We start from the raw sequence: 15,386 nt of genomic DNA, 5'->3' as shown, positions 1-15,386 counted from the left end.
TGCGTTAAATCACGGACAGGGGCTCGATTCGGCGAAAATGTGACGATTTTACGCTTCCGCGTACAACTTTTCGCGTTGGCGTTTTACGTCCTCGTTTTCCAAGTATTCGTCATAAGTCATCTGTTTATCAATAATCCCGTTCGGCGTAATCTCGATAATGCGATTCGCGATCGTATTGACGAACTGATGGTCGTGCGACGTGAAGAGGATCGTGCCGTCGAAGTCGACGAGCCCGTTGTTCAGCGCGGTGATCGACTCGAGGTCGAGATGGTTCGTCGGCTCGTCGAGGATGAGCACGTTGCCGCCGCCCAGCATCATGCGGGAGAGCATGCAGCGCACCTTCTCGCCCCCGGACAAGACGCTCGCTTTCTTCAGCGCTTCGTCGCCGGAGAACAGCATCCGCCCGAGGAAGCCGCGCACGAACGATTCGTCTTGATCCTTCGAGTATTGACGCAACCAATCGACGAGGTTCAGATCGACGCCGTCGAAATATTTCGAGTTGTCTTTCGGAAAATATGCCTGGGACGTCGTAATGCCCCAGCTGTATTCGCCCGCGTCCGCCTCCAGCTCGCCGACGATGATTTGGAACAACGTCGTCTTCGGCAGGGAGTTCGGACCGACGAACGCGATCTTATCGCCGGTGTTGATCATCAGGTTCAGGTTGTCGAGCACCTTCTCGCCGTCGATCGTCTTCGAGAGGCCTTGAATCTGCAGCATCTGCTTGCCGGCCTCGCGCTCGCCCTTGAAGTTAATGAACGGATACTTCCGGTTGGACGGCTTGATGTCGTCGAGGGAGATCTTATCGAGCAGCTTCTTCCGGCTCGTCGCCTGCTTCGACTTCGACTTGTTCGCCGAGAACCGCTGGATGAACTCCTGCAGGTCCTTGATCTTGTCTTCCTTCTTCTTATTGGCTTCGCGCTGCAGCTTCAACGCCAGCTGGCTGGACTCGTACCAGAAGTCGTAGTTACCCACGTACACCGAGATTTTGCCGAAGTCGATGTCCGCGATGTGCGTACATACTTCGTTCAGGAAGTGACGATCGTGGGAGACGACGATGACGGTGCCGTTGAACTTACCGAGGAAGTTGATCAGCCAACGGATCGACTCGATGTCGAGATGGTTGGTCGGCTCGTCGAGCAGCAGAATGTTCGGCTGACCGAACAACGCCTGCGCGAGCAGCACCCGCACCTTCAGGTTGCCGTCGAGCTCCGCCATCTGCCGGTCATGATACTCCGTGCCGATGCCGAGGCCGATGAGCAGCTCCGCCGCTTCCGCTTCGGCTTCCCAGCCGTTCAGTTCGCCGAACTCGCCCTCGAGCTCGGCCGCGCGCATGCCGTCTTCGTCGGAGAAGTCCGGCTTCGCGTAGATCGCATTCTTCTCTTCCATAATCTCGTACAGCTTCTTATGGCCCATAATTACCGTCTGCAGCACTTGATGCTCGTCGTATTCGTAGTGGTTCTGCTTCAGAACCGCCATCCGCTCGCCGGGCTGAATATGAACCTCGCCGCTCGATTGCTCGACTTCGCCGGAGAGAATCTTAAGGAACGTCGATTTCCCCGCGCCGTTCGCGCCGATGAGGCCGTAACAGTTGCCCGGGGTGAATTTGATGTTGACGTCTTCGAACAGCGCCCGCTTGCCGAATCGGAGCGTAACGTTGGATACAGTGATCATAAGTACTATGAAACCTACCTTTCCGTGCCTAAAATGCAACTTTTCCATTATATCATAATTACCGAAAAGTGTTGGAGAATACATTATGTTATCATGTAAGGAAAATCATTTCTAAGCCGGGGGTGCTTATTTACATATGAAACTGTTATCCATCGAACCGACGCCGAGCCCGAACGCCATGAAGCTGAACTTGGACGAGTCGCTGCCGTCCGGCGCGAAATACGCGTTCGGCGCCGCCGACGCCGAACGCGCGCCGGCGCATCTGCGGGCGCTGCTCGCGATCCGCGGCGTGAAGGGCGTCTACCAAGCCGCGGACTTCATCGCGCTCGAGCGCGAGGCGAGCGCCGATTGGCGCGCCGTGCTCGAAGGGGTGCGCGAGGCGTTCGGCGCGGGGGCCGTCGCCGGCGCGGCGGGCGCGGGCGACGCGGACGCCGCGTTCGGCTACGGCGAAGCGCACGTGCTGGTGCAGATGTTCCGCGGCATCCCGATGCAGGTGCGCGTGCGCGCCGGGCACGAGGAGTCGCGCGTCGCGCTGCCGCAGCGGTTCGCGGACGCTGCGATGACCGCCGGCGCCGCGTCGCCGAATTTGATCCGCGAGCGGACGCTCGTCGATCGCGGCGTGCGCTACGGCGAGCTGCCGGACATCGCCGCGCTGGTGGCGGCGGAGCTCGACGCCGCTTACGACGACGCGCGCCTCGCGGCGCTCGTCGCGCAGGCGATGGCGATGGGCGACGCGCCCGAGGCGGCGCCGGAGCCTTCGGCGGCGGAGTCGCTGACGCCTTCGGAGGCGCTGACGCGTCTCGACGACGCGGACTGGAAGGCGCGGTATGCCGCGCTCGAGCGGTTCAAGCCGACGCCCGAGACGCTGAACGTCGTGGTTAAAGCTTTGGCGGACGATAATTTCTCCGTCCGCCGCCTCGCCGTCGTGTACCTCGGCGACCTGAAAACCCCGGAGGCGGTGGCGCATCTGACCGCCATGCTGAAAGACCCGTCCGTCGCCGTGCGGCGGACGGCCGGCGACGCGCTGTCGGACATCGGCGACGCGTCCGCCCAGCCCGCCATGATCGAGGCGCTCGGCGACAAGAGCAAGATCGTCCGCTGGCGCGCCGCCCGCTTCCTGTACGACCTCGGCGACGCATCGGCGCTGCCCGCGCTGGAAGCGGCGGCGGACGACCCCGAGTTCGAGGTCGCGCTGCAGGCGCGCATGGCGGTCGAGCGCATCGCCTCGGGCGAAGCGGCCGCGGGCACCGTCTGGCAGCAGATGGCGAAGAGCCGCGAGAACGACCGTTGAACGTCCGGATACGCAAACTCCGCCTCCTATCTTAGGAAGGCGGAGTTTTTTTTCGCAGAAAAAAGACCGCCCTCCGGTCGCGACGCCTCGGGACGGTCCTGCTTATTTTGGATGGTTCTTCCGAAGCCGAATGGATTTCAGATGCGCCGCGAAGCTGCGCAGCGACGGGAGCGGATCGGACCACTCGAACAAAGCGTATTCCGTCTCCCCGCGCAGGCGCCGGATCCATTCCGCGAGGTTCGCGCCGCCTTCGGCCCTCCGTTCGAGGAACGCCAGCAAATAACGAACCGGATACAACCATTTCGGGCCTTCCCTTTGGGTCGTCGCGGCTTCCGGCTTCTGCCCCGTGACGGATAAATAATATAAGTACGAAAAATCGACGCCGCATCGGGTCGCCAGACTGTGCCAAAACCAGGTGCGCGCATTGATTTCCAGAAACTTCGCTCGACCGTCGCGCGGATCGAGCTTAAACTCGACGTTCGCGAACCCCTTGAACGATAACGCCCGCAGCAATCGAAGCCCCAGCTCGATCACTTCTTCGTCGCGGACGCTGACCGCCAGCGCCCCGCTGCCGAACCGCGGAGGGTATTGCTGCAGCTTCTTCCCGGTGAATACGGCGAGCAGACGCATCTCGTCGTCGAATAACGCCCCTAGCTCGTACACGTTCTCGTCTTCTCCGGGGACGAGTTCTTGAATCATTAACTCGCCGAACCGTTCGTAATAGGCGTACGCCGTCTCCATCCGTTCGGCGCTTTCCACGACGATCGCCTTCTTGTTCATCCGCTTCCGATAGTCCGCGGAGAACGCCGGCTTCAAGATGCAAGGATATTGAAGGGACGGAAGCAATTCTTGAAGTCGACTGCGGGAGTCGACGGTATACGTCCTCGGGGACGGGATGCCGTGAGCGACGGCCGCTTGGTACGTCAACCGCTTATCCAGCACCGCGTCGATCGCCGCCGCCTCCGGCAATAAGAACAAGTAACGATCCGCCAGCGCCTCCCGATACTTGGACATAAACTGTACGTAGTCGTCCGCCCCGGCGTAAAGCACGGCTTTGCCCGGGAATCGTTCCCCGAACGCGAGCAGAAACCGCAGCAGCGCCTCCTCCTCGAAGACCGGATGCGGGCATAATCCGCACGTCGCGTAACGGGTTCGACCGATCCGGTAATTCCGGCTCGTGTCGAAAGCGAACACCCGGATGCCTTTGCGCCGCAAGGCTCGAACGATGCCGATCCCGTTCGCGCTCAAGTCGAGCACGACGGCGGGAATATCATGATTCATCGGTCGTCCCTCCATATCACTTATAATGAAACCAAGAAATCGTACAATTTCACGAGATGAGGAAACTCCCCCGTCGCTTCCATCCGATTTCGTACTCCCTTGAGCCGCCGCCGCTTTCTTGCGGCGATCCTAGATCGTTCCAACAATCGATTCGGCCGACGCCCCTTCGACTTCAAGCGCAAAATTTCATGCAGCATGGCAACCGACGCCGCTTCGAATTTCGCAAACTCGGCCGGGCTTCGCCGCCGCAACGCGTACGCCTCTCGGACGATTCGATCGACGAGCGCGTAATCGAATGCCCCCACTTCGTTCAAGGAGCGGACGGCGACTTCGAGGACGGGATGCTTCTTGAGCAGCAGCATCTTGTTTTTTTGCCATTCGACCTTCTTGTTCGGCGGCGGCGCGTGTTCCTGATGGTATCGCTTGACTCGATCGTCCACGACGAATCGGGCTCCCGCCCGATACAGGCGATAGGCCAAGTCGACGTCCTCCGTGCCCCAACCGACGAAGTCGGGGTCGTACCCGCCGACGGTCCGAAGCAGCCGGCGGCCGACGGCGAGGTTTCCCGGGCACCCCATCCAGGCGATCGGGCTGTCGCGCAGACGCCTTCCTAACGCGGCCGCGAGGAGGTTGACCTTCGTAGATTTGGGCGTCGAGAACGCGTTCATCCGAATCGAATCGTCCAATTCGTTCGCGGACAGCAGCGGAATCGGCCGCTTCAACGACCGCAGCGCGCTTCTCAACTGCCCGTCATCCATCCGTTCCCCGCCGTTCAACGCGCCGTCGATCCGTTCCCGCACGATGTCCCGTTCCCGGTACAACTTGACGATCTGGCGAATTTGTCCGCGCTTCATTCCCGGAACGAGCACGGAGTACAGCTTCGATCCTTCGGTTCCCGCCAGGACCACGCTGCGTTCGTCATGTCGATACCATTCCAGCTGAAATTTTACGTAATTCGGTTCCGGGATCATATCCGCGTCCAGAAACACGAGAACGTCGCCCTTCGCGCGCTTCAGCCCGACGTTCCTCGACCTTGCGACGCCGAGGACCCGTTCGTTCCGCACGTATTGGTAAGGATACGGCGGCCGGTAATGGCGTAGACGACGGGTTTCGTCGGTCGAAGCGTCGTCGACGAGAATGACTTGCATCGTCGACAGATCGACGGTTTGCTTTTCCAGAGCGCGAAGACACAACGCATTGAACGGATACCGATTATAAGAGGGGAGAACGATCGTGACGCGGGGCTTCATCGTCTCCGCCTCCTTTTCCTCTTCCTCTTCCTTTTCGCCAACAGATCGAACAACCGCACTAATCGAGAGGAACGCTTCGCGGCCTCCAACCGGTTCCGCTGGCGGACCGCCGTCTTCAGCGACGACGGGAATCCTCGCGTCAGGTCGGCGATCTTCGCATCTCTTTCTTGAAGAATCGCGGCCCGGCGCAGCATATACACGATGCAATCGATAAATTCCTTATAGTACAAAGAATAGCCTGCGCGGAGCGCGCGGTACTCCCGCAGCGTTTCGTCCATAAACACGTAGTCCAGCTTTTGGACGGACTTTAACGACCGAATGCAAACGTCGAGGACCGGATGCTTTTTTTGCAGCAAAATTCTGTTCCTTCGCCCGGAATCGATTTTGTTCGGCGGATTCGGATGCTCCTGATGGTACCGCCATAGCTCCGGTTCGATCACGAATCGGGCGCCGGCCGAATGAAGTCTATAAGCGAATTCGACGTCCTCGGTTCCCCATTCCGTGAAATCTTCGTCGTAGCCGTCAAGCCGGTCGAACAAACTTTTCCTCAAAGAAAGGTTTCCTACGCACACCATCCAGCGCAAGGGACTCGTCTCCAGACGGTCGCCGAGCTGCTGAATGATTTCGTTGATATTCGTTTTGGGCGCCGCGCAAACGGCTAGATCGGAGAACGACTTGATATGCGAAGCGCTTATGAGCGGAATCGGCCGCTTCAGCTTTCCGAGGCTCCGTTTGATTTTGCCCGGGTCGTCGCTCGGGAGGCCCTTCGCCCGCAGCAACGATCGAAACTCTTGCCTTTCGGCGAGCCGACACACGTCCGCGATCTGACTCTTGCTCATGCCCGGAAACAGCAACGAGTAGAGCTTCGCCCGCCGCTCCCCCCCGATTACGACGTGATTTGCCGCCGTTTCATGGTGCTTATAATGATTCCTTACGAAATCGCGATCTACGATCATTTCCGCATCCAGAAAAATAACGACCTGACCTTCGGCCAATCGCGCCCCGACGTTTCTGGATTTCGCGACCCCGAGCTTCTTGCGGTTGCGAACATAGCGGAACCGGTACTCGGGTTTGTAATGCTTCAGCTTCGTCGTATCGTCGGTAGAGGCGTCGTCGACCAAGATGACTTCCAAGCGAGAGAGATCGAACGATTGAAGTTCCAATGCGTAGAGACTGTATCGATTTAGCGGATAGCGGTTATGCGACGGAATAACGATGCTGACCCTGGGTCTCATCGCGGATCGCTCCTTCTTACTCTGACGTCGGTTTGCGGATCGACGAGATCGGTTTCGCGGGAACGCCGGCCACGACGTCCGAAGGAAGGACATCCTTCAATACGACCGCCCCCATGCCCGCAAGGGAGGATTCGCCGACGGTAACGCCTTGTTTCACGATCGCCCCGGGCGCGATCCAGCTTCTCTCCTTGACGACGGCGTTCCCTCCGATATGCGCTTGATGCGTGATCATCGCTTCCGAACCGATCGTCACGTCATGCGAGATATGACATAAGTTCCCGATTTTTACGCGGGTTCCGATGACGGTGTCCGATAACTTCCCTCTGGCGACGCAAGTATTGCTCCCGATTTCGACGTAATCGCCGATCCGCACCTTGCCGACATGAGGAACCTTGTAATAAAACCCTTCCGGGTCCCGTTGGTACCCGAAGCCGTCCGCGCCGATCACGGCCCCGCTATGGATCGCGCAGTGCCGGCCGATCGTCGTATCGTCGCAGACGGTCGCGTTGCCGTGAATTTCCGTGTAATCCCCGATTTCGACGCGGTCGCCGATGACCGCATGAGGGCCGATGTATACTTGTTCTCCGATGACGCAGCCTTCGCCGACGACGGCGGCGGGGCTGATGCCCGTCGGTCGAGCCTTCCGATAAAATTTCCGAATCGCCAAGGCGAATGCGTCTCTCGGATTCGCCATCGGGATATACGTAACGCTCGTATCCGAAGGCACGGCGGCGTCTTCGGAACAAAGCACGACGGCCGCGCGAATCGCGCTCCAATCCAAGGTCTGCGCCTCCATTCTGGCGAGCGTCCCCGGCTTGGAATCGAAGATGGAGGAGAAGCCGTGCATGCGGATGTTCGCCGCGTTCGGATGGCTCGAGCCGTCGGAGGAATACAAGCCGTTCTCCTCGAGAAACGCAAGCAGCTCTTGGAGCGAAAATTCGATGTCCATCCCGTCCTCCTCCTTATCCGAGACGAAGTATGTTCCGGGCTTCTTGCGGGTTGGCGACGTCCCGGCCGAGGTCGACCGCGTACCTTACGAGTCGCTCCACCAGTTGGGCGTTGCTGTCGGCCAACCGGCGGTATCGATAGAACACATTGTCTTCGAACCCCGTTCGGACGTGCCCGCCGAGCATGATCCCGAGCAAATCCATCGGCAGCTGTCCCCTCCCTACGGCGGCTACGGACCATGTACTCCCCGCAGGAATGCTCTCCGTCAGATGCAGCAGGTTTTTCGGGGTCGCCTGAATGCCTCCGGGGACGCCCAGAACGAATTGGTAATGGAGCGGCTCGTTCAAGAAGCCTTCCGCCGCGAGCTTTACGGCTTGACCGATCATGCCGAAATCGAAGATTTCGATTTCGGGTTTGACGTTATGCTCCTTCATCTTCACGGCTAGCTTCCGTACGAAATCGGGGGCGTTCAACATGACGCTATCCTTACGATTCATCGAACCGGGAGTGAAGGAGGCCATTTCCGGCCGGCACACCAACGGCTTCCACCGGTCCTCGTCGCTTCCGTTTTGCCCCCATCCCGTCGTGGTGAGATTCACGATGATGTCGCAGCGATCGCGAATGCGAGCGACGATTTCCCGATAGAGCTCCTCCCGCTGACTCGGAGTTCCGTCGGCTTCGCGCGCATGAATATGCGCGATGGACGCGCCCGCCTTCCAACATTCGTATACGTCGTTCGCAATCTCTTCCGGCGTAATCGGCAGCTTCGGATGTTCTTTGCGGCTCGTCACCCCTCCGGTCACGGCCGCGGTAATGATCAATTTATCCATTCGTCTTCCCCTGCCCCCATTCTGTTCAGACCCACGTTCTGCGGATCGTTTCGAAAGCCTCGGCGTACGGAACGCCGACCGTCATCCCCCGAACATGAGCCAAGTAACGGACGCCTTCGTATGATCGCGGGTGGGGGAACGGCCGCATTTCTACGTCGTACGATGCGAGCGCCTCCATCTTGGTATCGATCGTCGCGCCGATGTCGACGAAATAATTCGGCTTAAAGACATTGTCGCCCGAGGGCCGCGCCCATTCGGTGGAAGAGACGGTTTCGAAGCAGTGAATATCGATCGGCTTCTTTCCGGGGAGCGGCCGCGCGGCGGTCAGCACGGCTTGGAACGTCGCCCGATGGTCGCCGTTCAAGTCGCCGTAATGATGCGTGAAGATCGTGTCCGGCTCATATTTCGCGATCAACCGTTCGAGCTCCCGGGTAATGCGATGCAGCGGTACGGCGTCCAACCGAAGATTAGGGAGATCGAGATGGACGACTTCTTTGACGCCCAAGCGCCGATTCGCCGCCCGCGTGAATTGTTTCATCCGATGCGCTTCTTCTTTCCGTCCCAAGGCGGTGAGGATCGTGACGACCTCCGTTCCGCTCTCTATTAGTTTCCTCGCCGTCCCCCCGCAACCGAGTAGTTCGTCGTCCGGGTGAGACGCAATGATGAGGCTGGTCATGACCTCTCCCCACCTACCTGTCATGGTTGTCTGGATCACTTACTCTCTCCATCTATATGAGCCGCTTACGGAGGACGAAACGGCATATCCGTGGATATTCCGGCCCGCTTTCTCGAAGGGACAACGAGCCCGTCGCACGACAAAAAAAACGGCCCCGACGTCCGAAAGACGTAGGGGCCGTTCATTTCATATTTTCGTTTACTCCGATTTCCCGCTGCCGAACGCCGTCTCCGGCGTCGTCAAACGGTCGTAATACTCGACATACTTGTCCTTGTCGCCGCCGGCGCGAAGCGCCATCGCCGAGCGCGGATGCTCGTTCAGCATGCCGCCGAGCATGTACGGAATGTTGTAGCCCCACTCCCACTTCTCGCGCATCGCGACCATATGCTTCTCGAGGAAGCCGAGCACCGGGCGAACTTCGTACTTCGGATTTTTCAAGTAGCCGAGCAGCAGCTCCGTCGTGCAGTTGCCCGCCGCGCGGCCCATGCCGTACACCGAGGAATCGAGGAACTCGACGCCGGCGTCGATGCCCGCGATCGTGTTCGCGAACGCCAGCTGCATATTGTTGTGCGTATGAATGCCGAGCGTCTTGTTCGGCAGCGCGCGCTTGAACTTCTCCGTCATGTACGTGACGTCCTTCGGGTTCATGCTGCCGTAAGAATCGACGACGTATACGACGTCGACGTTGCTGTTTCCGATCTCTTGCAGCGCGTCGTTCAGCTCGTTCTCGAGCGCGTGCGAGAGCGCCATAATGTTGATCGTCGTCTCGTACCCGAGATTATGAAACTTCTCGACCAGCTCGAGACCCTTGTCCACGTCTTTAATGTAGCAAGCGACGCGGATCAAATCGAGCATGCTCTGCTCGCGCGGCAGAATGTCGTTCTCGTCCACGCGGCCGATATCGACGAGCGCGGACAGCTTCGTATCCGTCTTGGTCGGGATGACCTCGCGCAGGAACGCTTCGTCGAGGAAGCGCCACGGTCCCGCGTCGCCGCCCTTCAACAGCTTCGGGGAGTTCTTGTAGCCGATCTCCATATATTCTACGCCGGCTTCGCTTAAGCTGTAGTACAGGTCGCGAACGAACTCGACGCTGAAATCCCAATTGTTGACCAACCCGCCGTCCCGAATCGTACAATCCAAAATTTTGCTGTTCGTATTTTTCATGCTCGTTCTACGCCTCCTGAAGCTACGCTTCCGTCAATAAGTAATTATTTCATTATAGTTGTCTCGTCCGCAGACCACAACCTCGTATTTCCGAGCGGCATCGTCCACAGTCGCTCCCGAGGAAGCCCCCTCCGTTCCCACTCGGCGAGGAGTCGGTCCAGCGCCTCCTTCGGCGTATCGTCCGCAAGGCGGAAGGCATCGTAATGCATCGGTACGAAAATGCTTCCCCCGACGTCGACGAACGTCTGCACCGCTTCCTCCGGCGTCATATGCGAGCCGCCCATGAACCACTCCGGCTCGTACGCCCCGATCGGGATCAAGGCGACCCGGATGTCGCCGTACCGCGCCCCGATCTCGCGGAAGAGTCCGTCATAGCCGCTATCTCCCGCGAAGTATATACAGTCTGGGCCATGCCGCATGACCCAGCCGCCCCAATGCGACGTGTTCGTGTCCCACGGCGTCCGCCGCGTCCAATGCTTCGCCGGCACGAAGCCGAACGCGACGCCGCCGACGCTCGTCTCGGACCACCACGACAGCTCCTCCACCCGGCGGAAGCCGCGGCGGCGGAACCAGCCGGCGAGCCCGTCCGGCACGAGCGCGACGAAGTCGCCCGGCAAGCGGCGCAGACTGCCCAGATGGAGATGATCATAGTGCGCGTGCGACAACAGCACGACGTCGATCGGCGGCAGCGCCTCGATAGCGATTCCCGGCGCCGACAGGCGCGGCTGGAAGCCCATCGTCTTCGCCCACACCGGATCGGTGACGATATTGAGCCCCCCGAGCTGTATGAGGAACGTCGAATGACCGACGAACGTCACCGTAGGCTCCGAACGATTGCTATGCAGCAGCGCGAGGTCCGGCTCGACGCGCGGAACCCGGTACGACAAATCCTTCTTCTTCGCGCGCCGCTCCTTCTGCCATTGCCGCAAGTCCGCGAACGACTTCACATTCGAAGAGCCGTCCGCGTTGACGAATTTCTTAGCCATATTCTCTCAATGCTCCTTCGCGTCCGCTTCCGCATCAATCGTCGTATTCGATCAGACCGAACGGCGTGCCGTCCGGATCCGCGCAATATTGGAACCGTCCGACTCCCGCGAGCGGAATGACGTCCGACAGCGTCCGCCCCCCGCGCGACCGCACCTTCTCCGCGTACGCGGGAAGATCCTTCACGTGAATCGTATTCACCGTCTGCGCGGGCAGCGACGGGAGCATCGGCCGGACGGCCGCGCCGTTAATGCCTCGCGTCCCGTCGCCCTCCTCGCCGGTGATCAACCGATAATAGTCGCCTTCGCCGCGCACCGTCTTCCAGCCGAAGACGTCGGCATAGAACGAAGCCGCGGCTCCGGGGTCGCGCGACAGCAATTCGAAATGAACGACCCGATTCAAGACGCTTCCCCTCCCGCAAATCCTTTACCTAATATAGTAATCACTATGTTATAATTTCACAACGTGAATCCTTAGGAGGAGAACGCATGAAGCAACAATGGACGCTTATCTTCGGACTGCTGTTCGCGCTCGTCATCGCCGTCTTCTCGGTCGTCAACGTCGAATCCGTTCCCGTCGACTACGTGTTCGGGAGCGCCTTCCTGCCGCTGATCCTGGTCATCCTCGGCTCCGCGCTCGCGGGCGGCTTCGTCGTCGGGCTGTTCGGCACGATCCGCATCGTACGCCTCAACCGGCGCATCCGCTCCCTCGAACGGGAGGCGCAGCTTGCGAAGGATCTACCCTCGGCGCCTGTCGCCCCTTCGCCGGACGCCCCGTCCCCGGAAGCGGTCGTCTCCGCCGGCGAAGACACGAAATAGGCCGGAGCGATGCGCTCCGGCCCTTTCTTTTTCAGTGCGTTTGTCTCCAGTCCTCCAGCGCGCGCTGCACCCGGGTCACGCCCTGGCTCATCGCATGCCCTCCGCCGACCGCCGCGGCTACCGCCGCCGCCTCCAGCACCTGTTGCGGCTTCGCCCCGGAGGATAACGCCTCCTGCACGTGATACAGCGTGCATACCTCGTTGTTCGCGAAAAGCGAGATGCCGAGCGCGACCAACTGCTTTTCCTTCGCGCCGAGCGCGCCGTCCGCGAAGCAAGTGCCTGTAAAATTGTGGTACGCCTCCACCACGTTCGGCAACGCTTCGTTCATGTGTCCGACGCCGATTTTGTACGCGTCGACCTTTTCGTCCATTATCGTTGGGGTCACGCCTTCTAGCCTCCTATGCTGCCGAGATGTCTCGGTTAGCGTCCCCATTCATTCCAGCTTTTACCCGGCCCGCTTACCAAATCAGACCGAGCCAACGCCAATACGGCACGCACAGCACGGCGATCGCCAGTACGGTCAGCCCGTACAGCAGCCCGACGCGGCGTCCTTGCCGGTGGCTGAAGGACGCCTCCTCCGAGCTGAAATACGCCGTTAAATACGTCGGCGACTGGTACGTGAAGAAGAACGGATCGGTCGACAACAATACGACGAACACGAGCACCCACGGATGGACCCCTGCCTGCTCCGCGAGCGGCAGCAGCGCGACGACGAGCAGAATGACGGCCGGGTCGTCCCGGATGACCAACGTCACCGCGAACGACAACAGCGCGACCGCGGCGAGGAAGATCGCCGGGGACGCCGCGAACGCTCCCATGCCTTCGCCGAGCGCGCCCGTCAACGCGTCGACGACGCCGAGCCGGCTGGCGGCCGCCGCGAAGCTGAACGCCACGCCGAGGAAGAGCAGGAACGACCAGTCGATGCCCGTCAGCAGCGTCTGCCGATCGAGCGCCCCTCGGATAATCGTGTAGGCGAATGCCAGCAGCAAAATCCATACATTGGCGAGCCCGTGCAACGGCTGCAGCACCATTAGAACGATGGCGCCGACGACCGCGATCAGCGCGTCCCGCTCCCGCGCGGATAACGGCCCGAGCAGCCGCAGCTGCTCGTTCAGCACGTCCGCGGAGACGGACTTCGCCGCGCGCACGCCGCGGAACGACAACGAGACGCCGCCGAACAGGATCGCCGTAAATACGATGCCGGCCGGCAGCGCGTACAGCGCCCAATCGAGCCACCCGACCGGCGCGGCGGACTCGACGAGTCCGTACGCCATCGCGTTCGTGTACGAGCCGGTTAACACGAAGGGCGCCGTGAACCCGTAGAACGTCATCGCCGTCAGGCCGAGACCGGCCGCCCCGTCGCTGCGGTCCTTGAACCCCATCGACTCCGAGATCGTCCGCGCGATCGGCACGCCGAGCGACACCTTCGCGGAGGACGAAGGGATCAGCGGATTGAGCAGCAGCCCGCCGGCTACGATGCCCCATGCCTGTCCGCGATAGCTCGAAGGGAATCGCTTCAGCGCATGCAGCGAGAATCGATACAAGATGCCCGACCGCGTCACGACCGCGCTGAGCGCCATGATGAACACCATGTAGAGCCATGTCTCCGAGCCGAAGCCGGACAGCGCCACCTCCGGCTCCACCAGCCCGAACGTCGCCCACAGCATCGCCATGCCGAGCGCGACCACGTAATCGGGGACGATATTGACGATCCACAGCAGCACCGCCGCGATGCCGATGCCGATAAATCCCATCCCCTCGCGGGACAGCCCGGCGACCGGAGGAAGGAGGAACGAAATCGCGATGCAGGCGATCGCGAGTGCGATCGTCAGCGCCGCGTTCCATTGCGTCGCCTTCACGAAGCGGCTCGCCCGCTCGGTGAGCAGTCTGCTCTTGCGGGAAGACGCCTGCAGCTTCGCCAGCTCGTACTCCTGCCGCGCATCCCCAGAGCCCGCTTCCGCGAGGCGCAAATAATCGAGCGCCAGCCGGTGGCGCTGCAATACTCTCGCCAGCCCCGCCCCTTGCTCGCAGAGCGACGCGCGTTCGGCGGCGGAGAGCCCCTCGCCGCGGTCCAACGCCTCCTCGAGCAGCTCGAGGCCGAGCTCCGGTTCGCGCTCGCGGCACAGCGACAGGAACGTCGTCAGAAGCTCGGCGTCGGCCGTCAGCGTCGGACGCGGCACGCCCCGCAGCGCATGGAACGCCGCCTCTTCCTCCTCGGTCGACTCCCGCCCCGCCCGCGCCCATCGGCGGATCGCGTCGACGATGCGCGAGGCTTCACCCTCCGCCTCGTATAACGCCAAAAGCGGAATCCAATCGTCCGCCGCTTCGTAATGACGCATCGCCCGCTCGATCCACTCCCGCTTCGCCGCCAAGCCGACTCGTTCGACCGCCGCGTCGGACAGCGCCCCTTGGTACGCCGGACGCACTCGGAACCGCCGTCGCCCTCCCTCCGGCACCGTCTCGACGCGCAGAAACGTCCGCCATCGGGACTCGTCCATCTCCGCCATCGTCGGGAAGACGGACGCCGCCAATTCCTCGGTCGCGATCGGGAAGGACGCGCACCAGAGCAAGAACGAAGCCTCCGCCTCCCCCATGGCTTGAAGCTCCGACGCGATCCAAGCCGCTCGGGATTCCTTCGACGCTTGAAGCCGCGCGTTCGTCGCCGTCAACCGCTCCGACAGCAAGCGGATGAAATACGAGGAAATCGCCGGATGCTCCTCGATTAATCGATCAAGCGTATCCCGGTCGATTTCATATAAGAAGCATTCCGTCGAAGCGATCGCCGTCGCCGTTCGCGCCTCCCCGGTCAGCGCCGCCATCTCCCCGAGACTGTCCCCCTCGGCCAGGACGGCCAGCGATCGTCTGGCGTCCTCGGCGCCCGAAAACAGCTCGATCGCTCCGCGCTCGATCAGAAACAAACTTCCTCCGGGGTCCCCTTGCTCGAACAGCAGCTCCCCGGGCGCGAGCCGACGGCGTTCCAGCTTGCCGAGCAGCTTCGCCAATTCCATCTTCGATAAACCCGCAAACATCCGAATGTCGGTAATATGCATAAATCCGTACGTTCCTCTGCATGGAAAAGTAGTTGACCTCACTAACATTCTGCAATTTCGTCGAAATCCCTCCCCGGCTTCCTTTCTTAGGCGATTTCTTCTACTCAGGAACGCAATGGATAAACCTTTTCCCCGCCTACTTTCTAAGTTGATTCCACCTGTTCAGGATGAAGAAGATGGAATTTTGA

The 15,386-nt window shown here is 60.7% G+C and carries 14 protein-coding genes; 2 read left to right on the top strand and 12 right to left on the bottom strand.

The window, feature by feature from the left end; translation table 11 throughout:
• Positions 1 to 48: 48 nt before the first annotated feature.
• Complete coding sequence (locus tag FE782_RS15980) at positions 49 to 1,671, bottom strand: ABC-F family ATP-binding cassette domain-containing protein (protein ID WP_138195223.1); 1,623 nt, start codon at positions 1,669 to 1,671, stop codon at positions 49 to 51.
• A gap of 136 nt (positions 1,672 to 1,807) precedes the next feature.
• Between FE782_RS15980 and FE782_RS15975 the strand changes: the two genes are divergently transcribed.
• Positions 1,808 to 2,962 carry a conserved virulence factor C family protein gene (locus FE782_RS15975; RefSeq protein WP_138195222.1) on the top strand — a complete coding sequence of 385 codons (1,155 nt, stop codon included), beginning with the start codon at positions 1,808 to 1,810 and terminating at the stop codon, positions 2,960 to 2,962.
• Positions 2,963 to 3,064: 102 nt separating this feature from the next.
• Here the strand turns inward: FE782_RS15975 and FE782_RS15970 are convergent, their stop codons facing one another.
• From FE782_RS15970 to FE782_RS15930, 9 genes are all read right to left on the bottom strand, one after another.
• Positions 3,065 to 4,243 carry a carboxylate--amine ligase gene (locus tag FE782_RS15970; protein WP_138195221.1) on the bottom strand — a complete coding sequence of 393 codons (1,179 nt, stop codon included), beginning with the start codon at positions 4,241 to 4,243 and terminating at the stop codon, positions 3,065 to 3,067.
• Positions 4,244 to 4,263: 20 nt separating this feature from the next.
• The gene (locus FE782_RS15965; protein WP_138195220.1) at positions 4,264 to 5,493 is read right to left on the bottom strand and encodes a glycosyltransferase family 2 protein; all 1,230 of its coding nucleotides are present in this window, start codon (positions 5,491 to 5,493) and stop codon (positions 4,264 to 4,266) included.
• Positions 5,490 to 6,728, bottom strand: coding sequence for a glycosyltransferase family 2 protein (locus FE782_RS15960; protein ID WP_158299418.1), 1,239 nt, complete (start codon positions 6,726 to 6,728; stop codon positions 5,490 to 5,492). Before FE782_RS15960 ends, FE782_RS15965 begins: the two co-directional genes overlap by 4 nt.
• A gap of 16 nt (positions 6,729 to 6,744) precedes the next feature.
• Positions 6,745 to 7,677, bottom strand: a complete 933-nt coding sequence (locus FE782_RS15955) for a UDP-3-O-(3-hydroxymyristoyl)glucosamine N-acyltransferase (RefSeq protein WP_138195218.1) — start codon at positions 7,675 to 7,677, stop codon at positions 6,745 to 6,747.
• A 13-nt stretch (positions 7,678 to 7,690) separates the two neighbouring features.
• Positions 7,691 to 8,506, bottom strand: a complete 816-nt coding sequence (locus tag FE782_RS15950) for a beta-keto acid cleavage family enzyme (RefSeq protein WP_138195217.1) — start codon at positions 8,504 to 8,506, stop codon at positions 7,691 to 7,693.
• A gap of 25 nt (positions 8,507 to 8,531) precedes the next feature.
• Positions 8,532 to 9,182 carry a PIG-L deacetylase family protein gene (locus FE782_RS15945; RefSeq protein WP_138195216.1) on the bottom strand — a complete coding sequence of 217 codons (651 nt, stop codon included), beginning with the start codon at positions 9,180 to 9,182 and terminating at the stop codon, positions 8,532 to 8,534.
• Between the two features lie 198 nt (positions 9,183 to 9,380).
• A complete protein-coding gene (locus FE782_RS15940; RefSeq protein ID WP_138195215.1) occupies positions 9,381 to 10,346 on the bottom strand; it encodes an aldolase catalytic domain-containing protein in 966 nt (321 codons plus the stop codon).
• Positions 10,347 to 10,390: 44 nt separating this feature from the next.
• Positions 10,391 to 11,332, bottom strand: coding sequence for an MBL fold metallo-hydrolase (locus FE782_RS15935; protein ID WP_138195214.1), 942 nt, complete (start codon positions 11,330 to 11,332; stop codon positions 10,391 to 10,393).
• Positions 11,333 to 11,366: 34 nt separating this feature from the next.
• Positions 11,367 to 11,732 (bottom strand): VOC family protein, encoded by a 366-nt coding sequence (locus FE782_RS15930; RefSeq protein WP_158299417.1) that lies wholly within the window; start codon positions 11,730 to 11,732, stop codon positions 11,367 to 11,369.
• A gap of 86 nt (positions 11,733 to 11,818) precedes the next feature.
• Here FE782_RS15930 and FE782_RS15925 point away from each other — a divergent pair, with 86 nt between their 5' ends.
• Positions 11,819 to 12,148 (top strand): LapA family protein, encoded by a 330-nt coding sequence (locus FE782_RS15925; protein WP_138195212.1) that lies wholly within the window; start codon positions 11,819 to 11,821, stop codon positions 12,146 to 12,148.
• Between the two features lie 31 nt (positions 12,149 to 12,179).
• Here FE782_RS15925 and FE782_RS15920 read toward each other — a convergent pair whose 3' ends face one another.
• Together FE782_RS15920 and FE782_RS15915 are read right to left on the bottom strand one after the other, a co-directional pair.
• Positions 12,180 to 12,518, bottom strand: coding sequence for a carboxymuconolactone decarboxylase family protein (locus FE782_RS15920; RefSeq protein ID WP_138195341.1), 339 nt, complete (start codon positions 12,516 to 12,518; stop codon positions 12,180 to 12,182).
• Positions 12,519 to 12,606: 88 nt separating this feature from the next.
• Positions 12,607 to 15,198 (bottom strand): SLC13 family permease, encoded by a 2,592-nt coding sequence (locus FE782_RS15915; protein ID WP_158299416.1) that lies wholly within the window; start codon positions 15,196 to 15,198, stop codon positions 12,607 to 12,609.
• Positions 15,199 to 15,386: the final 188 nt, after the last annotated feature.

This window comes from Paenibacillus antri (genome assembly GCF_005765165.1).
GTDB lineage: Bacteria > Bacillota > Bacilli > Paenibacillales > YIM-B00363 > Paenibacillus_AE > Paenibacillus_AE antri.
Note: the sequence above shows the minus strand (reverse complement) of the source record. Positions and strands in the feature narration are given on the sequence as shown.